16 protein-coding genes are annotated in these 21,638 nt (G+C 60.7%); 9 read left to right on the top strand and 7 right to left on the bottom strand.

Features of this window, described 5'->3' with window-relative positions:
- Nucleotides 1-48 precede the first annotated feature (48 nt).
- The 5 genes from B5F27_RS16965 to B5F27_RS00695 all read left to right on the top strand — a co-directional run bounded on the left by B5F27_RS16965 (nucleotide 49) and on the right by B5F27_RS00695 (nucleotide 5,550).
- Nucleotides 49-744, top strand: a complete 696-nt coding sequence (locus B5F27_RS16965; protein ID WP_206422978.1) for a hypothetical protein — start codon at nucleotides 49-51, stop codon at nucleotides 742-744.
- Nucleotides 741-1,481 carry an ABC transporter ATP-binding protein gene (locus tag B5F27_RS00710; RefSeq protein ID WP_087363893.1) on the top strand — a complete coding sequence of 247 codons (741 nt, stop codon included), beginning with the start codon at nucleotides 741-743 and terminating at the stop codon, nucleotides 1,479-1,481. Before B5F27_RS16965 ends, B5F27_RS00710 begins: the two co-directional genes overlap by 4 nt.
- Nucleotides 1,478-2,677, top strand: coding sequence for an ABC transporter permease (locus B5F27_RS00705; RefSeq protein WP_087363890.1), 1,200 nt, complete (start codon nucleotides 1,478-1,480; stop codon nucleotides 2,675-2,677). The genes B5F27_RS00710 and B5F27_RS00705 overlap by 4 nt, the downstream gene beginning before the upstream one ends.
- Before the next feature lie 22 nt (nucleotides 2,678-2,699).
- Entirely contained in the window at nucleotides 2,700-4,763 is a 2,064-nt protein-coding gene (locus B5F27_RS00700) for an S-layer homology domain-containing protein (RefSeq protein WP_087363887.1), read from the top strand.
- A gap of 229 nt (nucleotides 4,764-4,992) precedes the next feature.
- The gene (locus tag B5F27_RS00695) at nucleotides 4,993-5,550 is read left to right on the top strand and encodes a hypothetical protein (RefSeq protein WP_087363884.1); all 558 of its coding nucleotides are present in this window, start codon (nucleotides 4,993-4,995) and stop codon (nucleotides 5,548-5,550) included.
- 207 nt (nucleotides 5,551-5,757) lie between these two features.
- Here the strand turns inward: B5F27_RS00695 and B5F27_RS00690 are convergent, their stop codons facing one another.
- From B5F27_RS00690 to B5F27_RS00680, 3 genes are all read right to left on the bottom strand, one after another.
- A complete protein-coding gene (locus B5F27_RS00690; RefSeq protein WP_087363881.1) occupies nucleotides 5,758-6,627 on the bottom strand; it encodes a DegV family protein in 870 nt (289 codons plus the stop codon).
- Between the two features lie 210 nt (nucleotides 6,628-6,837).
- Complete coding sequence (locus tag B5F27_RS00685) at nucleotides 6,838-7,404, bottom strand: glycerol-3-phosphate responsive antiterminator (RefSeq protein WP_087363878.1); 567 nt, start codon at nucleotides 7,402-7,404, stop codon at nucleotides 6,838-6,840.
- A 167-nt stretch (nucleotides 7,405-7,571) separates the two neighbouring features.
- Complete coding sequence (locus tag B5F27_RS00680; protein ID WP_087363875.1) at nucleotides 7,572-10,127, bottom strand: ATP-binding protein; 2,556 nt, start codon at nucleotides 10,125-10,127, stop codon at nucleotides 7,572-7,574.
- Between the two features lie 452 nt (nucleotides 10,128-10,579).
- Between B5F27_RS00680 and B5F27_RS00675 the strand changes: the two genes are divergently transcribed.
- From B5F27_RS00675 to B5F27_RS00665, 3 genes are read left to right on the top strand one after another with little or no spacing between them, the layout of a single operon-like run.
- Nucleotides 10,580-12,013, top strand: coding sequence for an NAD(P)/FAD-dependent oxidoreductase (locus B5F27_RS00675; RefSeq protein WP_087363872.1), 1,434 nt, complete (start codon nucleotides 10,580-10,582; stop codon nucleotides 12,011-12,013).
- Complete coding sequence (locus tag B5F27_RS00670; protein ID WP_087363869.1) at nucleotides 12,006-13,259, top strand: FAD-dependent oxidoreductase; 1,254 nt, start codon at nucleotides 12,006-12,008, stop codon at nucleotides 13,257-13,259. Before B5F27_RS00675 ends, B5F27_RS00670 begins: the two co-directional genes overlap by 8 nt.
- A gap of 1 nt (nucleotide 13,260) precedes the next feature.
- Nucleotides 13,261-13,605 (top strand): DUF1667 domain-containing protein, encoded by a 345-nt coding sequence (locus B5F27_RS00665; RefSeq protein ID WP_087363866.1) that lies wholly within the window; start codon nucleotides 13,261-13,263, stop codon nucleotides 13,603-13,605.
- Nucleotides 13,606-13,729: 124 nt separating this feature from the next.
- Here the strand turns inward: B5F27_RS00665 and B5F27_RS00660 are convergent, their stop codons facing one another.
- Entirely contained in the window at nucleotides 13,730-14,296 is a 567-nt protein-coding gene (locus tag B5F27_RS00660; RefSeq protein ID WP_087363863.1) for a histidine phosphatase family protein, read from the bottom strand.
- A gap of 281 nt (nucleotides 14,297-14,577) precedes the next feature.
- On the opposite strand from B5F27_RS00660, the gene B5F27_RS00655 reads away from it, so the two are divergent.
- Nucleotides 14,578-15,291 (top strand): LytTR family DNA-binding domain-containing protein, encoded by a 714-nt coding sequence (locus B5F27_RS00655; protein WP_158098174.1) that lies wholly within the window; start codon nucleotides 14,578-14,580, stop codon nucleotides 15,289-15,291.
- A gap of 107 nt (nucleotides 15,292-15,398) precedes the next feature.
- On the opposite strand, the gene B5F27_RS17460 is transcribed toward B5F27_RS00655, so the two are convergent.
- The 3 genes from B5F27_RS17460 to B5F27_RS00640 form a co-directional block, all read right to left on the bottom strand.
- Nucleotides 15,399-16,688, bottom strand: coding sequence for an ATP-binding cassette domain-containing protein (locus tag B5F27_RS17460; RefSeq protein WP_087363855.1), 1,290 nt, complete (start codon nucleotides 16,686-16,688; stop codon nucleotides 15,399-15,401).
- 3 nt (nucleotides 16,689-16,691) lie between these two features.
- The gene (locus tag B5F27_RS00645; RefSeq protein WP_087363977.1) at nucleotides 16,692-19,052 is read right to left on the bottom strand and encodes an FtsX-like permease family protein; all 2,361 of its coding nucleotides are present in this window, start codon (nucleotides 19,050-19,052) and stop codon (nucleotides 16,692-16,694) included.
- Nucleotides 19,053-19,409: 357 nt separating this feature from the next.
- Nucleotides 19,410-21,053, bottom strand: coding sequence for a recombinase family protein (locus B5F27_RS00640; protein ID WP_087363852.1), 1,644 nt, complete (start codon nucleotides 21,051-21,053; stop codon nucleotides 19,410-19,412).
- Nucleotides 21,054-21,638 lie beyond the last annotated feature (585 nt).

Raw genomic sequence — 21,638 nt, 5'->3', positions numbered from 1 at the left:
GGGCCCGGCACGCCGCTGGCAAACCCAAAAGGAGGGGCATCACATATCATGTTCAGGAAAAAACAACCGGAGGACTCCACCGCGCCGCGCCCGGCTGCTCCGGGCGGAAAGGGCCTTAAGTCCTTTTTCAAGCGCCACTGGAAACCCACCGCCGCTGTGGTCTGTGTGGCCGCCGCAGGCGCTGCGATCCTCATCCCCAAGGTGATGGCGCAGCCGGCCTCCGCCGGTGTGGAGTACATCGAGGTGGAGCCGGAGCTTCGGAGCATTGTCAACGTATTCAGCGAGTCCGGCACCATCGAGGCCGCCGAAACCTACGAGGTCCGGTCCCTGGTCCGGGGCGACGTGCTGACATCCGACTTTGAAGAGGGCGACATGGTGGAGAAGGGCACCATCCTCTACACCATCGACAGCGCCGACAACGCCCTGTCCATCCCCAATGCCGCAGTGGTCCGGGGCGGCTACGTCCTGGTGACCGAGGACTCCCCCAGCGCAGCCAACGCAGCGGACGGCATGACCGCCCCCGACGGCTATGTCTACGTCAAGGTGGAGACCGGCGTCAGCGATGACAACTACATCGCCATCACCAGCGGCCTCCAGGAAGGCGACACGGTGGCCTATGACGCCACCGCCGCCACCATCTCCTCCACCGGCAGCGACGGCATGATGATGCCCGGCGGCATGGGCGGCATGCCCAGTGGAGGCGGTATGCCCAGCGGCGGCGCACCGGGAGGTGGGATGCGATGAGCGCACTGATTGAGTTTGATTCGGTCTGCAAGTACTACCAGATGGGCGATACCCTGGTGAAGGCCGCCGATCATATCTCGATGCAGATCAACAAGGGAGAGTTTGTGGCCATCGTGGGCCAGTCCGGCTCGGGCAAATCCACCTGCATGAACATCATCGGCTGTCTGGACGTCCCCACCGAGGGCACCTATAAGCTGAACGGCCGGGATGTGGGCAGCATGGGCACCAACGAGCTGGCCGAAATCCGCAACGAAATGCTGGGCTTTATCTTCCAGCAATACAACCTTCTGCCCAAGCTGGATCTGATGGAGAACGTGGAAGTTCCCCTGATCTACGCCGGCGTTTCCACCTCGGAGCGGCACCGCCGGGCCAAAGCCGCCCTGGAACAGGTGGGGCTGGGCAAAAAGCTCCACAACAAGCCCAGCCAGCTGTCCGGCGGCCAGCAGCAGCGCGCCTCCATCGCCCGGGCCCTGGCCGGCGACCCGGCGGTGATTCTGGCCGACGAGCCCACCGGCGCGCTGGACAGCCACACCGGCCGGGAAGTGCTGGGGATGCTGCAGGAACTGCACCGCCAGGGCAACACGGTGGTCCTGATCACCCACGACAACTCCATCGCGGTGCAGGCTGAACGGATCATCCGGCTGGAGGACGGCCGCATCGTCTACGACGGCGACGCCCATTCCCCCGACGCGGTGGTCCATCCCAATTACGCGCTGGAACAGGAGGGCACCCCATGATCTATGAGACCTTCCGCCAGGCGCTGAAAAACATCTGGAGCAACAAGTTCCGCACCCTGCTGACCATGCTGGGCATCATCATCGGCATTCTGGCCGTGATCGTCATTGTGGGTCTAGGCAATGGCATGACCGCCAGCATGAAAGACAGCTTCTCCTCCATGGGCACCAACACCCTGACCGTCAACATCATGGGCTACGGCTCCCGCATGGTGTCCATCGAGGACGTTTACAACATTGTGGAGGAAAATCCCGACCTGTTCGAGGACATTTCCCCGGTGGTCAGCCTGGACGGCTCGGTCAAGATCGACACCGACACCTACGGTGAAACCAGCGTCAGCGGCGTCAGTGAGACCTATCTGGGCATCTCCAACTACACCATCGCCGAAGGGCGCGGCATCCAGTATGTGGACCTGGTGGACAACAAAAAGGTCTGCGTCATCGGCGACTACCTCAACCGGGTGGCCTACGGCGGCAACGGCATCGGCCAGACCCTCAAGGTGGGCCCCGAGAAGTTCACCATCGTGGGCGTCCTGGAGGCCCAGGTCTCAGACCCCACCTCCCAGGAGGGCAGCGACGACGACTGCGTCTTTATCCCCTATACCACCGCCCTGCGGATCATCAAGAGCACCTCGGCCAACTCCTATATAGTCACCCTGGTGGATGAGAACCAGGCCGCAGAGGGCGTGGCGGTGTTTGAAGCCGCCCTGACCAAGCTGCTCAACTCGGACGAAGGCTTCTTTGTCACCAGCATGAGCGAAATGCTGGACACCATGACCTCGATGGTCAACATGGTCATCACCATTCTGACCGCCATTGCAGCCATCTCGCTGCTGGTGGGCGGCATCGGCATCATGAACATCATGATGGTCTCGGTCACCGAGCGGACCCGCGAAATCGGCATCCGCAAGGCCCTGGGCGCCAAGGAGCGCTCGGTGCTGGCGCTGTTCGTCATCGAAGCAGCCACCACCTCGGCGCTGGGCGGCCTCATCGGCATTGTCCTGGGGTATCTGGTCTCGGCGGCAGCCAACCAGGTGCTGCCCATGATCCTGACCAACATGGAACTGACCGCCAGCCCATCGCCCAGCTCGGTGGTCATCGCCTTTGGCGTTTCGGTGGGCATCGGCATCCTGTTTGGCTATCTGCCCGCCAAGCGCGCAGCGCGGCTTAATCCCATCGAAGCTCTGCGCTATGACTGAGAACAGGGAGGAAATACAGAAGATGAGAAAACGACTTTGCTCGCTGCTGCTGGCGGTCTGCCTCGCATGTACCATGCTGGTGATCCCCGCCTCGGCCAGCGGCTACAACACGGCGGTTCAGACCGCCCTGATCCTGGGCGGCCTGACCTCCGACCAGGCCGCCAACCCCGAAACCTCTTTAACCCGCGGTCAGCTGGCGCAGCTGCTGGTGGCCTTCTCTCCCTACCGGGAGAGTGTCACGTCCCAGGGTACGACAGGCACCCTGTTCTCGGACGTGAATGGCAGCGACGCGCTGGCTCCCTATATCCGCATCGCAGTCCAGCAGGGATGGATGAGCGGCTACACTGACAGCAGCTTCCGCCCCGACAACACTGTCACCCTGGAGGAGGCCTGCGCCGCTGTCCTCAACCTGCTGGGCTATGATGTGACTACCCTGAGCGGAACCTTCCCCACCGCCCAGTTGAATAAAGCCAATGAGCTGGGCCTGCGGGACGACCTGCCCTGCACCCAGGGCGAGATCCTCACGGTGGAACAGGGCGCCCAGCTTCTTTACAACGCCCTCACCGTCCAGAACGCCGACGGCCAGCTCTACGCCGACACCCTGGGCATCACCATCACCGACGGCCGGGCGGATGTCTCGTCCATCCTGATGGGCAATCTGAAGGGCCCCTTTGTGGCCGCTGAGGGCACCCAGCTGCCCTTCACCCCCACCGCCATCTACCGCAACGAGGAGGTCTCCGCCTCCGCCCAGCTGAACCAGTACGACGTCTACTACTACAACGAGAACACCCAGACCGTCTGGATCTACACCAAGAAGGCCGCCGGCCGGATCACCGCCGTAGGCCCCTCGGCCAGCGCCCCCACCACCGTGACGGTGGCCGGCACCGAGTACACCATCGGCACCTCGTCGGCCGCCTCGGTTCTCTCCTCCCTCAATGGCGGCGGCGTGGGCCAGGTGGTCACCCTGCTGCTGGGCATGGACGACGAAGTGGTCCGGGTTCTGACCGGCGAGCAGGCCGACCAGGTCTTCTACGGCGTGGTCCAGACCTCCTCCCGGAGCCTGGTCGAGAACAATGGAGCCGACGTGCTCCAGAGCGTCACCGTCGCCTGCAGCGACGGCGTCACCCGCACCGTCAACGTGGATAAAGACCTCAACTTTCCCGCCGGCTGGCTGGTCCAGATCACGGTGGATGAAAACGGAGAGAGCGTCGAAAGCATCGACGAGAAATCCACCAGCGGCACCTTCAACGACACAGCCACGGCTCTGGGCGGCATGACCCTGGCCGACAACGTGGAAATTCTGGATACGACGGCGGAGGGTGTAGCTGGGACGATTCGTCCCAGCCGACTAGCGGGGGTCACGCTGAAGGGTGACGACGTCCGCTACTACACCACCAACGAACAGGGCGAGATCGACCGCCTGATTCTGGACGACGTCACCGGCGACCTGTGGACCTACGGCGTCCTGGACGACGTGCGCAACCTGGTGAACATTGTGGACGACAGCTCCGACACCACAACCACCACCGACAGTCTCAGCAGCCTGGCCGACAACGTCCTGCCCAGCACCAGCGAGATCCTCTACAGCATCATCGACGGCAGCATCGTCAGCACCCTGTGGGAGAGCCTCACCAGCAGCCCCAGCAGCAGCATCAGCTACCTGCTGAATGTGGCTTCGGACAACACCAGCGGCGTTCTCAGCAGCGTTCTGGGCTACCTGGGCAAGGGCGCCAACTACGTCTGCTACATTGACGGCGAAAACACCACCCTGCAGACCTCGGTGAAATATCCGGTGATTGCCGGCGGCATCGCCGTGGGCAAGAGCGCCAGCGGCACCGTCAAATCCATGGTCCAGCTGATGCCGGTGATGGTGGATCAATTGGGCGCGGCCTCGGTCAAGAGCGGCGATACCCGCTATAAGACCGCTGACGATATGCAGGTCTACCTCTGGTACAAAGGTCAGTACTTCCCCACCACCCTGTCCCAAATCAACACCGAGGACTACTATCTGATCGGCTGGTACGACAACTTTGGCTGCACTGCCGGCAACAAGATCCGCGTTCTGGTGGCAGTCCAGAAGGACTGACACCTCCTCTGCACAAAACTCAAGGAAAAGTCCAGGTTATATCAATCCTGGCTCAAACACAACGTGGTATCCTGTGAGTGAACAATCCGGGAACGAGGCGGCGTAAAAACCTGCATACCGGAAAGGTGGTGATGCGGCCGCACAAGCGTTCCGCCCTTACAATCCGTCCCACACATCCACACACGCACTGAAAACGAACCCCTTAACGGGGAGAAAGGTGAGAAAACGTATGAAAACCATGATGAAAACCCTTGCTATGCTCAGCCTGTCTGCCTGCATCCTGGTGGGCGGCGCCGTCTCCAGCTTTGCCGCCGGCACCAGCCACTACACCGCCAACATCCTGTCCCACCAGACCAACTCCTGCGAGGGCACCCAGTGGGCCGAGATGGTGGTCCGCTTCAGCAGCCCCTATGGCGCCACCCAGACCTACACCATCTGCGGCGAGTGCGGCGACGTCAACGGCGTCAGCACTCTGTCCAAGGTCAGCAACGCCACCGCCAACTTCAGCGGCCTGAAGATCTACCAGGGCACTCTGGACAACGGTGAGCGGATTATGACCGTCTCCTGCCTGAGCTCCGGATACACCGCCCTGACCAATGTCTCCGCCAACGTGATGATGCCCAGCTCCAGCATCGAGGGCTACGACCTGTATCTGGTCAACGCCGATGGTTCCGAGACCAAACTGGACGTCTCCACCAGCAGTGCCTGGAGCGGAGATGACTGGGCTCACTTCGACGTCTATATGGACAACGGCACTGCCCTGATCCGCATGGTTCCCCAGGCTTAACCTTTTTCTTTAACACACTTCCCTGTCAGGAAACAGCATTGTGAAACAGTCGGTTTAAACCGGATCTCTCCGGTTTACGGGCCGCCGCGCCAAGGGCAACGGGCGCGGCGGCCCGGTTTTTTGTGCCCGCATTTTCCGACAAAAAGGCGGGCTGCCTCTCCTTAAGAAAGGCAGCCCGCCAGAGCAATTGATTTTGATTGATTTCCCTCAGCGGGGGCCGCCCACCCAGAACAGGGCGACGGTGCCGGGGCCGCTGTGGGCGCCGATGACCGGGCCGATATCGCCCTGATGCAGGTCGGTGACGCCCAGAGCCTGGAGCTTGTCCATCACGTACCGGCAGTCCTCCGGGCAGTCGCCGTGGCTGATAAAGACGGTGCCGCCGGAAATGTCATCGGCGGTGGCCTGGAAGTGCTTGACCAGAGCGTCCAGGCTGGCGCGGCGGCCGCGGACCTTTTCCATGGCGATCAGGTGGCCCTCATCGTCCACATGCAGCACCGGCTTGATGCCCAGCAGGGTGCCGGCCACGGCGGCAGCGCCGGACAGGCGGCCGCCCCGCTTGAGGAACATCAGGTCATCCACCGTGAACCAGGCACAGACTCTGGGGGCCAGCGCCCGGGCATAGTCCACCGCCTCGTCCAGGCTGGCACCTTCCAGCCGCCGGCGGCCCACCAGGTAGACAAACAGGCCCTCGCCCATGCTGGCCTGGAGGGAGTCTATGCTGACGATCCGGCGGCCCGGGAACCGCTCCTGCAGCATCTCCGAGGCCACGCAGCTGGCCTGATAGGTGCCGGACAGGCCGCTGGAAAAGGACAGATACAAAATGTCCAGCCCCTGTTCCAGCACCGGGGTAAAGGCTTCTTCATATTCGGCCAGGGAGACCTGGCTGGTGGTGCAGGTGCTGCCTGCCCGCAGTTTGTCATAGAAGGCGCGGGAGCTGATCTCCCGTCCGTCGGGGTAATTCCGGTAATCCTGCCCATCCAGATGGAAGGTCATGGGCAGCACCTGCAACCCCGCCTGCTCAATCAGGGCCGGGGTCAGGTCGCCGGTGGAATCGGTGAAAATCACATAGGTCTGCATACGTTTTACACTCCTTTCACGAGGTTTCGCAGCAATTTTTGTTCGCTCGTCCATTCCCGAGAGTGAGTGTAGCACGGTTTTTTCACTGCGTCAAGCAAAATCAGGTCGCATTTCCGCCTCTCTTTTGAACCGAAACCCGGTCCCCTGCCCGCCGGATCACCCCACCAAAAAGCCGCCGCCCCACCGGGCAGCGGCTTCTTTTGCGGGAATTTACATAGCCCACACCTGGGGATTGGTGGTGGACACCGCCACCGCTCCGGCCGACAGTGCGGTGATGACGTCCTCCTTATCCTGTATCAGGCCGCCGGCAATCACCGGCCGCCGGATACTCTGGGCCACCCGATGGATGGCCTTGGGCATCAGTCCGGGCAGCACCTCCACCACGTCGGCCGCCCCCGGGCTGAACTGTTCCATGCTGCTCATGGCCTTGGAATCCAGCAGGAAAAACCGCTGGATGGCCACCAGGCCCAGCTCTCTGGCCCGCCGGGTCAGCTGGGCCTTGGTGGAGATCACCCCGTCCGCCGCGGTGGTCCGGGCGATGAAGTCCGCCGCCACCTCCTTGGGGGCCAGGCCCTCCACCATATCCAGGTGCACAAACACCTGCTTGCCGCTCTGATGCACCCGCTGGGTCAGCTCTCCCACGCTGAGAATGGTCCCATACAGCAGGAAGATCACCCCCACGTCGCTTTGGAGCGCCTGCTCCAGTTCCTCGTCGTTCTTCACCGATGCGATGATGGGCTGGCTGCTCAGAATTCCCAGCAATTCCTCGGTTTTCAAATCCTCCGCCTCCCTTGCTTGCTCCAAACGAAAAAGCCCGGCGCAAACCTTTCCCCGGCTCACCTCGGGCTCTTTCTTCCGCTCTTCAGAGCGCTGGCTGTCGGGGCCTCAGGGGTTTTGCCGCCGCCCCCGGGCCCCGGATTATTTTTTGTTTTTCCTGGCGGTTCTCACCCTTTGGACGCCGGCGCATCGCCGTCCCGCTCCTGGATCGCCTTCTGCAGCACCTGGCCCAGCAGGTGGAAGTCGATGGGCTTGGAGACGTGGCCGTTCATGCCGGCCTTGGTGGTGCGGTCAATGTCCTCCGCAAAGGCGTTGGCCGTCACTGCAATGATGGGCACCCACTGGGCATCGGGCCGGTTCATGGACCGGATGATCCGGGCGGCCTCGCAGCCGTCCATCTCCGGCATCTGCATATCCATCAGGATGGCGCCGATGGAGTAGGGCGCCGCCGCCGAGAAGAGACGGACCGCCTCTGCGCCATTGGAGGCGGACAGGACCTCAGCCCCGCACATGGTCAGGATCTCGGTGGCAATCTCCATATTCAGCTCGTTGTCCTCCGCCAGCAGAACTTTCCAGCCCGACCAGTCAAAGGGCTGCTCTCTCTGGGGCCGGACCGCAGCCGCCGGGCCGCCGGGCTGGGTCTTGACCGCCTCCAGCGGGAGGGTGACGGTGAATTTGCTGCCCTGGCCCAGGGCGCTCTCCACCGAGATTTCGCCGCTCATCTGCTGGACCAGGCTCTTGACGATGGGCATGCCCAGGCCGGTGCCTACGGTGGGATGGACCGTAAACGCCGTCTCCCGGCTGTAGGGCTCAAACAGATGCTCCAAAAAGCTGGGGCTCATGCCGATGCCGGTATCCTGCACCACAAACTGATATTTGCTGTGCTGCTGGAAATCAAACTGCCGCGCTTCCAGCCGGATGCTGTCGCCGGGGTTGCTGTACTTGATGGCGTTGGACAGCAGGTTGTTGATGACCTGGGAGATCTTTTTGCTGTCGCCCACCACCCGTGTGTCGGTCAGGTCCAGGCTGTAGGTAAAGGTTTTCCCCGCCGCCTGGGCCTGGTCGTGGAAGATCTCGGCGTTGTTTTCCAGCAGTTCCTTCAGGTCAAACTCGGCCTGCTGCAGGTTGTCCTTGCCGGCCTCCATCCGGGACAATTCCAAAATGTCGTTGATGAGGGTCAGCAGCTGATTGCCCGCAAAATCAATCTTGCGGATATAATCCTGCACTTTGGCGGTGTCGCCGCTTTCCTGGCTCTTTTGGGCCAGGCCGCAGTAGCCGATGATGGCGTTCAGGGGGGTACGCATATCGTGGGACATGCTGTTGAAGAAGTTGGACTTGGCCTTGGTGCTCTTGCGGGCTGCCTCCAAAGCGTCCTGCAGCAGGATCATGTGCTGCATCTGCTGGCGGCGTTCGGCGTCCACATCCCGGAAGCAGAGGGTGACCTCATCCTTTGCAATGTTCTTGTCGTACAGGGTGCGGATATTCACCCAGCGGTAGGTATCCCCGAACCGGCGCTGATAGTCGCCGCCGTAGTCGGCGATGCCCTTGTCCACCCGGCGCTGGATTTCGGCCAGGGAAAAGCTCTGCTCAAACTCCTGATAGGTGCTGAACTTGACAAACTTGCGGATGTACTCCATCAGCTCGCTGTAGCTGCCCCGCTGAGGCAGGGTCGCTCCCTCTTCCTCCTTGAGCTTGATGGCCTCATAGCTCTCTTTTTCAAAGTTCACCCGGAAGATGGCATAGAAGGAATCCCCCAGCATATGGATGGTGTCATCCGCCTTTTTCATCCGGTAATCCTGGATGGTATCCCGGATGGTCAGCGCTCCCAGCAGGACAAACATCACCGCCGCAATGAAGGCGATGACGTAGATGAACACGTTCTCCTCGCCCAGCAGAATCAGGTTGAAGGGGATGGTCATAATGACCACCCAGCCGTTGCTCATCTGATGGAAATAGGTGCCCCGCTCGTCCCCCACATAGTCGGTAAAGGTGGCGTCGTATTTCAGCAGCGAGCCGTTTTGGATGCCTTCCAGCAGATACCGGGCATTTTCCCGGTCATGGCTCTGGTCCCGCTGCCAGGGGGTCTTGGCATAAATCAGCTCGCCGTCCCCGGTGCAGAGGTAATAGGAATATTTCTCCGGCATAGCCAGCGCCGAATTGTGGAGGGAGGGATTTTCGATGTAGACATCCATCGCCATCACATCCCCCGGCGTCTCCAGCGCCTTGGAAATGGTCATCACCAGCTTGCCGGTGATGGCATCGGTATAGACCTCGCTGCACACCACTTCGCCCCGGGCCTCGATGGCCTTGGTATACCATTCGGTGGAGCCAAAGTCGTAGTCGTCATCCCCTGACCACGGGTTGGCCTCGATGATCTCCCCGTTGATGACGGCATAGGGATACACCACGTTCTCCCCCAGAATATCGGTCATCTTGACAAAATAGCCCTGGAGCCAGCTCTGGATCTCCTGGCCGGTGCCGCCCCCGGCGTTGATCTCCTCCACATACTGGCTGGCCAGCTGGGCGATCCGCTGCAGGTTGGTGATGTTGACTTCTTCCTCCAGAGCGTAGCTCTCGGTCAGGGCCATGCCCAGATCCTGGGCGTTCTGCAGCAGTTTGATCCGCACCAGCACAATGCTCAGAACCAGCAGCAGGGCCACAAAGAACAGCACCAGAAAACTGATGATGCGATTGGAAATTTTGGGAATCTTATGGTGTTTCATCTCTGTTCACTCCTCGTCGGGTACAGGCTGCCCCGTCCGGCCGGCGCCGCCGGCGTCCACAAGCGGACGCCCGGGTGGTTCCGGTCTGTGACGACCCAATCCATATAGCCTCCCTTTTCATTATTTTTGCACAAAACCGCAGAAAAGACAAGTAAAAGCTTCAAAAACCATATCCTTTCCCCGCCCTGGGCCGGCCGTCTGATCCCTGCCGGGGCGGCCCGCACAAAGACTGCCCGGTCTTTTTGTGCAAGAGGTATAATTTTCCATTTTGACCCGGCCGGGCCATTGAATTTTTGGGTTTTGTGTGCTATTGTAAAAATACAAATGTGAATATTCCAAATGCTGGATTTGTGTGAGAGATTGAGAAGCGCAAGGCAAACCATTTTCTATGGGGTGTCCTGCGCTTTTTTGTCTTTATCCAGCCGCCAAAGACAGAAATCGAGGTTTTGCTTATGTACGATGTACTCATCATCGGCTGCGGCATTGTGGGCGCCGCCGCGGCCTTTGAGCTCTCCAAATACCAGGTCCGGGTGGGCATTCTGGAGAAGGAAAACGACGTGGCCAACGGCACCACCAAGGCCAATTCCGCCATTCTCCATGCCGGCTACGATCCCCTGCCCGGCACCCTGATGGCCCGGCTCAATGTGCGGGGTGTGGCTCTGGCCAGGGAGCTGTGCCAAAAGCTGGACGTCCCCTATCGGGCCTGCGGCTCGTTTGTGCTGGCCTTCACCCCGGAGGAGTGCGCCACCCTGGACACCCTCAAGGCCCGGGGCGACGCCAACGGCGTGCCCGGCCTGGAAATCCTCACCGGCGACCAGGCCCGCAGTATGGACCCCCAGCTGTCGGACCAGGTACAGGCCGCCCTCTACGCTCCCACCGCCGCCATCTGTTCCCCCTGGGAATACTGTCTGGCCCTGGCGGAAACCGCCATCCGCAACGGGGCCCGGCTTCATCTGGAAACCGAGGTCACCGGCATCGAGAAAACCGGCGGCGGCTGGCTGGTCCACACCAGCCAGGGGGATTTCTCCGCCCGCTATCTGGTGAATGCCGCCGGCGTCCACGCCGACGCCGTCCACGACATGGCCGCGCCCCATGCATTCACCATCCGGCCCAGCCGGGGCGAATATTATCTGCTGGACAAGGCCGAGGGCAGCCGGGTTTCCCACACCATCTTCCAGTGCCCTAACCGGAACGGCAAGGGCGTTCTGGTGAGCCCCACCGTCCACGGCAACCTGATTGTGGGCCCCAACGCCGCCCCGGCGGAGGGCGACGACACCGCCACCACCGCCGCCGGGCTGGACTTTGTCCGCACCACCGCCCTGAAATCGGTGCCGTCCATTGCCTTTGGGCAGTGCATCCGCAATTTTGCAGGGGTCCGGGCCAATACCGAAATCCACGACTTTATTTTGCAGGAAAAGGACGGCTTTGTGGACGCCGCCGGCATCTGTTCGCCGGGCCTCTCGGCGGCGCCGGCCATCGCGGAATATCTGGTCCAGCTGCTGAACGACGCCGGCCTCGCACTGGAGCCCCGGCCCGACTTTGTCTGTGAGCGGCACCGCACCCGTTTCAAGGAACTGTCCCCCGCCCAGCGGGCGGACCTGGTGGCCAAAGAACCCGCCTTTGGCCGGGTGATCTGCCGCTGCGAGACGGTGACCGAGGGCGAAATCCTGGAGGCCCTCCACGGGCCCATTCCGCCCCGCTCGGTGGACGCCGTCAAGCGGCGGGTCAACGCCGGCATGGGCCGCTGTCAGGGCGGCTTCTGCGGGCCCCGGGTGGTGGAAATCCTGGCCCGGGAACTCCATCTGAATCCGGAAGATATCCAGCAGGACAAAAAGGGCACCTGGCTGCTCTGGGGCGAGACGAAGGGAGGCAGCGCTCATGTATGATCTGATTGTCATTGGCGGCGGCCCCGCCGGGCTGGCGGCCGCCTGTTCCGCCTGGGACAAAGGCCTGCGCAGCATCCTGATTGTGGAACGGGACCAGGAGCTGGGCGGTATTCTGAACCAGTGCATTCACAGCGGCTTCGGCCTGCAGTATTTCAAAGAGGAGCTCACCGGCCCCGAGTACGCCGCCCGGTTTGTGGACCTGCTGTCCCAGACCGGAGTGGAGGTGCGTCTGGACACCATGGTGCTGGACATTACCCCCCAGCGGGAGGTCCACATGGTGGGCAAAACCACCGGCTACCGGGTGGAACAGGCCCGGGCCATCGTGCTGGCCATGGGCTGCCGGGAACGGACCCGGGGCGCCATCTCCATCCCGGGCACCCGGCCCGCCGGCGTATTCACCGCCGGGGCGGCCCAGCGCTATGTCAACGTGGAAGGCTACCTGCCAGGCAAGCGGGTGGTGATTCTGGGCAGCGGCGACATCGGCCTGATTATGGCCCGCCGGATGACCCTGGAAGGAGCCAAGGTGCTGGCCTGCGTGGAGGTGATGCCCTATTCGGGCGGCCTGAACCGGAACATTGTCCAGTGCCTGCAGGACTTTGACATTCCCCTGTACCTCTCCCACACCGTCACCGACATCCGGGGCAAAGACCGGGTGGAACAGGTGGTGGTCAGCCAGGTGGGCCCCGACCGCAAGTCCATCCCCGGCACCGAGATGATCTTTGACTGCGACACCCTGCTGCTGTCGGTGGGCCTGCTGCCCGAAAACGAGCTGACCCAGCAGGCCGGCATTGCCCTTGATCCCCGCACCCGGGGCGCGGTGGTCTATGAAAACATGGAGACCTCCATGCCGGGTGTCTTTGCCTGCGGCAACGTCTGCCATGTCCACGATCTGGTGGACTACGTCACCGCCGAGAGCCAGCGGGCCGGCGCGGCCGCGGCCGCCTACTTGATGGAGGACGCCAAACCCGAAAGCCGGGTCATCGAGATCCAGAACGGTCCCGGCGTCACCTACACCGTTCCCCAGCACATCCGGCCCCAGCGGGTGGACAAGAGCTGCGGGCTGTTCTTCCGGGTCAACCGCATCTGCAAGGATTCGGAAATCCTGGTCACCAGCGGCGATGTTCCCATCGCCCGCTTCAAGCGGGAGCATCTGGCCCCCGGCGAGATGGAACACATCACCCTGCCGCGGGCCCTGCTGGACAAGGCCGGCCCCACCCTGACGGTATCCATCCGGGAGGTAAACTGATATGAAGGAACTGATCTGCATTACCTGCCCTCAGGGCTGCCACCTGAAGGTGGACGACGAAAACGGCTACACCGTCACCGGCAACCGCTGTCCCCGTGGCGAAGCCTATGGCCGGGCTGAGTTGATCCATCCCACCCGGATGGTGACCTCCACCGTCAAATGCACCGGCGGCAGCCGGCCCCGCTGCCCCGTCAAGACCAGCGGCCCGGTGCCCAAAGACATGGTTTTTGCCGTGGTGGCCGCCCTGGATGCAGTGGAGCTGACCGCCCCGGTCCGCATCGGGCAGGTCGTTCTGGCCAACGTGTGCGGTACCGGCGTGGACATTGTGGCCACCAAGGATATCTGACCTCCATCCAGACGCAAAGAAAAGTCCAGACTGTGCCGGCATTGGTACAGTCTGGGCTTTTTATGTTCGGGGCGCACAGCGCCGCCGGGCACATCGGGATGCAGCTCCCTAAGCCGGCAGCCGCTTACATCTGCTCATAAGAGCGGATCTGGACGCAGTTTTGATTTTCGTCAAAGGTACATTCCACAATCCAGGGCATAACGTCTTTGATCCGGACGAAGTCGTCGTACCCAAACCCGGGACGGTAGTAATGGAGGATGGTGCACAGCGCCGTCCCATGGGTTCCAATCACAATGTTTTTGCCGCGGTACTGCTCCAGAACCGCTTTTAACGCGGCTATGTTCCGGTCCTGAACTTCCTGGAGGCATTCGCCGCCGGGCCGCTTATAGGAGAAGTCCGCCCACTGTTTCCGGGAGAATGCGGTGAAGTCCTCAATCCAGCTCTGGCCCACCTTTCTCTCCCGAAAGTCCTCGACGGTCCGGACCGAAAGTCCATACCGGTCCGCAAAATCCCGGACGGTATCCACCGCCCTCTTATAGGGGCTTGAAAGAACCGCGTCAATCTGCTTCCGGGCCAGAAAAGCAGTCACACGCTTCCTGTCCTCCAATCCCCTGGGGGACAGCTCCCGGAGCCTGTCGTCACGGTTATCGTAATTCGGCTCCGCATGGCGCACAAAAAATACCGTTGTCATTGCATCCTCCATGTCAAGTGATGCTTTTACTGTAGCACAGAAATCCCCCTGTGTCACGCCTTTGCGCACAGAACCTTTTCTTTTTTCATGACGGAAAAAGCGTTGTTTGCTGCATTTGGGTTGAGAAACGCTCTTTTTGTGCTACAATCAAAGCAGCCATTTATCTTTTCAAGCGAAACTGCTTCCATGATGGCGGCTTTTCGAACACACGGGCGGGAGATTCTGCATTTCCCGGGATCTTGTGTCGGACAGCCATCATGAACCCCTGGGAGGGATGGAACATGAAGATTCTGGTCTGTGACGACGACCAGAAGGCCCTCGGCCGGGTCACCGCGCTGCTGGCTGAGCCCTGCCGGAAGATTCAGGCCCAGCTGACGGCCACAGAGCATCCGGAAGAGCTGAAAGACCTTTCCGGGTTTGATCTGGCTTTCCTGGATATCGACATGAAGGGCGTGAACGGGCTGACCCTGGCGCGGCGGCTGCGGGCCGCCCGGCCGGACGCAGTCATCGTCTTTGTGACAAACTTTATCCAGTACGCCCCTGAGGGATACGAGGTACAGGCTTTCCGCTATCTGCTGAAACCCACCCTGGAGGAAAAACTCCCCGCCTGTTTTTCTCTCGCCGTGGAGGAGATCAAACGCCGGCGTCAATCCATCGTGGTGCGGTCCGATGGAAACATGGTCGAGCTGCATCTCCGGGATGTGCTCTACTTTGAGTCCAATCAGAGGATTGTCACCGCGTTTCTGTCCAGCGGTGAAAGCGAACCCTGCCGCTTCTATGCCAGCCTGACCGAATTGACCCGGCAGCTCGAAGATGCAGGTTTTTTGCGTATACAGCGCAGCTATCTGGTCAACATGGCGTATATTCAACAGTTCCAGTACGGCGCCGTGGAATTGCAAAACGGCGTGCGGCTGCCGGTCAGTGCCAAAAACTATGCCCAGCACAAACAGCAATATCTGCTGTGGAAAGGGCAGACGACCTGGAGATTTTTCTGAACCATAAGAAAGCAGCCATTCCCTTTCCCTCTGTCATCTCCCATTGAAAAAACCGCCAAACCAACCAAGCGCCCGGCTCTTTGCAGAGCCCGGCGCTTGTATTGTTTTCAGATGAGCGGCAGCTCGCCCGCAAACTGGAACCATCCATCCCCGTACTGCATGGCGCAGTCGCCTTTGTATTTCTGTACCATGGCTTTCACATTGGGCAAGCCGAAGCCATGGAGTTCGGGGTGGGGTTTGGTGGTGGAGATTTGGCCGTCCCGGATGGTCACCGGCAGGGACGTATTGCGGACCGAGAAGAAGAAGCTTTTCTCTTTCAGGGCCCGCACCTCGATGATCCGGGGCTGCGGAGCCTTCTCGCACGCCTCGACGGCGTTGTCCAGGAGATTGGACAGCAGAACCGTCAAATCCGCCGGATCAAAGGGCAGCTCCGACAGGTCATTGACCTCGAAACGAACTTCCACGCCCCTGGACTCTGCCGCACCGGCTTTGACGTTAAACAGAGCGTTCAGGACAGGATGGCGGCAGTCCACCAGAACCAGCCGCCGGGCCTGGCGCCCGGAGACTGCCTGGAGATATTCCTGCGCGGCAGCATAATCCTGCTCCTGCATGAGCTGGCCCAGGACATCCAGCTGCGCCTGAAATTCGTGGGAAGCCCTCCGCTGGGCCTGGTAAAGTTCCCGGTCCGACTTTGCACCGCCGCCCGGATGTTCTGCCGGAATCCAGTCCGAAACAATCCGCCCGTCCTCCATCTGCAATACCCGGTCGGCCGACCGGGCCAGGTCCGGGTCGTGGGTCACATACACCACCGTCTGGTGCTGTTCCGACGCCACCGCCCGCAGCATGGCGAAGACTTCCTCGCTGTTCCGGCGGTCCAGGTTGCCGGTGGGCTCATCCGCCAGCACCACCGCCGGCCGGGCGATCAGGGCCCGGGCGATGGCGGCCCGCTGCTGCTGCCCACCCGAAAGCTGGCCGGGCTGCCGGTGCAGAATCTCTTTCAGGCCCAGCCGCTCCACCAGAAAGTCCAGATACTCCCTGTCCGGCTTTTGGTTTTCCAGCATCAGGGGCAGGAGGATATTGTCCCGGATGGTGTACTCGGGCAGCAGGTGGAACGCCTGAAACACAAAGCCCAGCCGGGTCCGCCGCAGCCGCGCCAGCTCCTCGTCCGGCAGAGAATACAGGTCCTGTCCTTCCAGAAAAACCTGTCCGCCGGTCGGAACGTCCAAACCTCCCAGCGCCTGCAGCAGGGTGGATTTTCCGCAGCCGCTTTTGCCGATGATGGCGGTGAAACTGCACCGCTGAATCTCCACATCCACCCCCCGCAGGGCGTGAACTGCGCTGCCGTCTTTTCCATAGACCTTGGTCAGAGCTTTTGCTCCCAAAACAATCTCGCGCATGATTTAGACCCCCTCCTTCAGGTTTTGCATGGGGCTTTGCTGGATGGTGCGGACCAGGGGCCAGAGCTGGAGGCACAAAACCACCAGAAGATAACCGAAACAGACCGCTGTGTGCAGGGTCCAGGGATATTCAGCCGCCCGCATGGGCAGGGCGGACAGGACGTAAATATCCCCTCGCTGTTCGGTTATCAGCTGGGCGCTGGTAAACGACCAGAGCAGCGCCACCGCACCGTTTCCCAGAACCAGGGCCCCCAGCCCCGCGGCTGCCCCCTGCCGGAGGCCGCTGCGCCAGAACATCCGCCGGGCTGCCCCTTCCGCCTGGAACAGGCCCACCCGCTTTTGCTGGCTCTGCCAATACATCTGGAACAGATTCCACAGCAGGAAGAATGCCAGGGCCACACTGAGAACGCCCGCTGCCCCGCTGAGGAACGCAGAGGCAGACCCCTCCTGAAAGAGGCGGTTTGCGGTTTCATATCCGTTGGAGCGCAGCACGCCGCCCCGCCCTGTTGCCAGAGAAGCAATGGACTTCTGGGTGGCATAGGAGGCGTTCTCGGCCAGGCGGACATTGATGGTGGTGTAGCCGTAGCCGGTCCCCACCTCATCCGCCCAGAGCTGACGGCCCAAAGTCTCGCTGCAGAAAACGCTGTAGGCGGTCAGAAACATCCCGTTGGCGGCCAGCATCCCCTCCGGCAGGGCGCTGAAGCAACCCCCGATGGTCACCTCTCTGGCGGCCTTGCCGCCGTTCAGGACCGGGTAGTGCAGGGTCATCTGTTCCCCGGTGAAGTCGGTGGTTTCTTCGGTCCACTGGGTTACCCCTGCCTCGTTCAAGGCAAACGTCTGGGTATAGAGCAAAACGCTCTCGCCCCGGAGAAGGCGGTCCATGTCCACCTCGCTCAGGCAGGCCTCCGCCAACTGCCGCAGGTCCTTCTCCGGCAGGGCATAGACCCGGGTCTCCACTGTGGATTCGTCCTGCATCCGGAAGGAGGTGACGCCGCTGGGCTGGTTCATGTAAAGGGTCCAGTAATCATCCCGGGCAAAGACCTCCCCGGTCAGCCCGCTCTGGAACGGCAGATCGGTCCGGGCGGCGGTCTGTTCCACATCCGGCAGGCGGTCAAGATCCTGCATCAGGCCCTCGGTCAAGGCATCCCGCCCCGAGAGGATATTCACGGCGGCGTTCTCTGCCTGCCGCTGGTAGGGCAGCATCTCCCAGGCGGCCAGAAAAACGCAGCAGAGAGCCAGCATCAGGCCGGCCGCATTCAGGACCACCACCCGCAGCGGCATCGGGGAAAGCAGCCGCACCTTCCGCCGGAGTTTTACGTTTTTCTGGGGCAGATGGGTCCGCTTTTGCCCCGCCTGGCGCGCCGCCGGCAAAAGCATGCCGGCCAGAACCGCCGCGCTTCCCAGCGCCAGGGCCCCGCAGAGGGAAAGCGCCGGAAGGGTCAAACAGGCCGCCTGTCCCTGAACCGCCAATCCGGCCAGGCAGAGCAGCAGGCCCAGCACTACCCCCAGCGGCAGGCTGGCCGCCAGAAGAAAAAGCGCCTCCCACAGACAGATCCGGAAAATCATTCCCTTGGCTGCGCCGATCATCCGCAAAGCAGTCCATCCTTCCTCCCGCCGCCGGAGCTGGATGGAACACATGCCATACACGGCGCAGAGGGTCAGAAAGGCGCAGCCTGCCACAAACACCGCGAGCCCCTGACGGAAAGCGGGGTCCTCCGGGTAAGCATAGGTATTTTTGACCCAGGTGGGGTCCTGCGCACCGTTCAGATACGGGACCGCAGGAACCGCCCCGTCATAGCGGCAGAGCAGCTGGACGGCAGGCCGCCAGCCGGCGGGCAGGCCCTCGGCCCCGGAAAGGACTGCATCCACCGGCAAATTGCCATCCACCGCCCAATAGGCATCGTAGGAGGGCAACACGCCGCAGAGGGTATAGCGGAGGGCGACCGGGTCGCCGTCGCCGTTTGCTGCCCAAAACGAAACCGTCTGCCCCAGCTCATAAGAGGCCCCAATACCGTCCAGCACCGAGGTGGTCATGGCGATTTCGGATTCGTTCTGCGGCAGGCGGCCGCTCAGCAGTTCCAGACGGCCGCAGGAGAAATACCCGGCATCCGCTGTGCCCAGCGCGCCGAAGGCCAGACCCTGTTCATTGACCAGAAAAGCGTACTGTTCTGCCCGGCCCACGGCGGCGGGGTCTGTCTCCTGGATGAACTCCGCCGCCTCGGATTCGCTCAGGGCGTAGCGCGCAATCTGCCACTCGCCATAGATCGACTTGCGGGTCTCCTCCATGGCCACCGCACCGCTGCTGTCGTAGCAGAGCATAGCCGTCATCAGGGCAAACGCTGCCGCCAGGACACAAAGCATCATCCCGGTGGCTCGCCGGCGGCCTTTCAGGCCCTTCCATGCTATGTTCGAAAAGACAGTCCGCATTTCATCCACCTCGCTTTTCAATTGCCGGGACGGCAATCCTCCGCTGTTCGGCCCACCGCCTTTCATCGTCTGATGGGCGGCTGTGTTTTTATTACAGTATAACATAGAAAAAAGCAAAGTCATCGAAATTGCAGCAAACGCCGAATAACTGGTATCGAAGCGAAGATAAGATCGTTGAAACAGACCGCCGGGCCAGACATTCTGGATTTCTATCAGAGCGAGGAAGGCAAACCATACAGGCCCAAAAATGGAACGGCCCCGAGGCAAATCTTCCAGAGCCCGGCAGATGCCGGGTTACATATCAAAAAAGCAGGTACACCCTGTTTCAGGGTATACCTGCCTTGTTTTCTGGTTTGTCTTTGTCCAAAGTTCTGCCGATGCGGAACACTTCATCCATAGGCACCGAAAAGCCAAATACGCCATTCCAAACAAAAAGAACCCGAACACCTTGACGTGTTCGGGTTCTTTTGATGGTGGGCCATTCCCATCAGCGCTCGAACCCAAAACCTCACGAAGGGGGACGGTCTTGGCATTCTCTTTGAAGTTGAAGTTCAGCACCACACAGTCCTCAAAGACATAGACCGAGTTGACGAAGTTGTCGATGATCTGCCGCTGGTAAGCAGGACTGTTCACGTCTCCCTGGCGGAACCGCTCAAACCAGAACAGGATCTGTTCCCGGCTCAAAGCTGGCCGCTGCAGCTCTTCTTCCAGGATGCTGGCTTTGAGGGCGCCCTGACGGGCTTCCAGCTCGTCCAGGCGCTGCTTGGTGGTAGAAGTTAAGATGCCCTGCTCGATGGCCTCCAGCAGGTTGGCCAGACGCTTTTCTGTATCCTGGAGCTGCTCTTTCAGAACCGGGAGGCGGGTGTTTTCCCGGCTCTGGGCTTCCAAAATCAAATCGATCAGGTGTTCAATGACCGGATCGTTCAAAACCAATTTGACCGCTGTATCCACCACAAAGCGCTCCAAAGGTTCCTTGCGGATCGCTTTAAGACTGCAATGTGCCTGTCCCTTGCGTTTGGCCTTTCCGCACTTATAGTAGTGATAAGTGGTTCCCATGTGGCTGGTGCCACTTTCGCCGGCCATCAAGGCGCCGCATTTGCCGCAGAACAGTTTAGTGGTCAGGAGGTAGTTGACCTCATCTTTGGCCGGGCGGCCATGGGTGATTTTGTTCTTGGCGAAACGTTCCTGCACCCGGTCGAACAAGTCCTTGTCCACAATGGCGGGTACACCACCGGGGATCACAATGTCCTTGTAGCTGTACTCCCCAATGTAGCGGCGATTCTTGAAGATTTGAAAGAAGCTGTTCTTGACAAATGGCTTCCCGGTGCGGGTGCGCAGGCCGCGTTCGTTCAGGGAGGCCGCTATCTTTTCGGCGGGTTCGCCGTCGGCATAGCGAGTGAAGATCTCCTGCACGATGGGGGCCGTCTCGGGGTCGATGTGATAGAGCCGATCCTCTTTTCCAATGACGTAGCCCAGCGGCACCACGCCGCCGTTGTACTTGCACTTAAGGGCGTTTTCGCGTTCGCCGCGGGCCACCTTGATGGCCAGCTCTGCCGAATAGTACTCGGCCATGCCGATGAGCAGGCTCTCGACCATGATGCCCTCAGGGCCGTCCGAGATCGGCTCCATGACCGAAACGAGATGGACGCCGTTCTTTTCAAGCTGACGTTTGTAGTAGACTACATCGTAACGGTTGCGGGCAAAGCGGTCCAGCTTCCAGACCAGGACTGCGTCAAAGATTTTCCTGGCACTGTCCTGGATCATCCGCTGGAACTCGGGACGGTCGTCGGTCTTGGCAGAGTAGGCCCGGTCAATGTAGGTGCCCACGATGGCGACGCCATTGCGCTCGGCGTAGTCTTTGCAGTCCCGCAGCTGGCCTTCGACGGAGGCCTCGCGCTGGCTGTCTGAAGAATAGCGGGCGTAGATGGCGGCGGTCATACAGGGGCCTTCTTTCGCAAGAACAGGCAGATAAAGCAAACTTTCGTATAACGTGTATACCATATTTTGTGAGACAAGGCAAGCGTTTTGCCGCAAATAGTTGGTATATCAGAAAAAGCCGCGGCGCTTTTTGAAAGCCAGAGAGGGAAAAGTTTTGAAAAAAGCGATAAGCAAGTATCGACCTGTGGCCACAATTTCAAAAATTGAAATTGCGTCTCACATTCCGGTCGTACTTGTTGGGGAGTGCCTTCCCCAAACCCTGCGGCGGTGCAGCCGGAAGAATCCAAAGAAACCGCGCAGGGGTTTCGTGGCACACGACTTTGCTTGCAAAGTCTAGTGTGTTATACCTTTGCGAAGGAGAGGGCGACGAGAGCCGGTTCTACGCTTCCTGTTCCAGCGATTGCAAACCAGCCTTTTTGCCCTCTGCGGAGCAAAGGTATATCACCTCCGTCTTTCGTTCCAATATTTCGTTTTATTTAGCGTTTTGCCAAAATTTTCAACCCGTTCTATTGCACCATGCCGAAATTGCTTTGCTATTGTAAAAAGTTGTTGACATCCCACACAAACCCATGATATACTCACCAA

The sequence above is a fragment of the Faecalibacterium sp. An192 genome (assembly GCF_002160175.1).
GTDB lineage: Bacteria > Bacillota > Clostridia > Oscillospirales > Ruminococcaceae > Faecalibacterium.
Note: the sequence above shows the minus strand (reverse complement) of the source record. Positions and strands in the feature narration are given on the sequence as shown.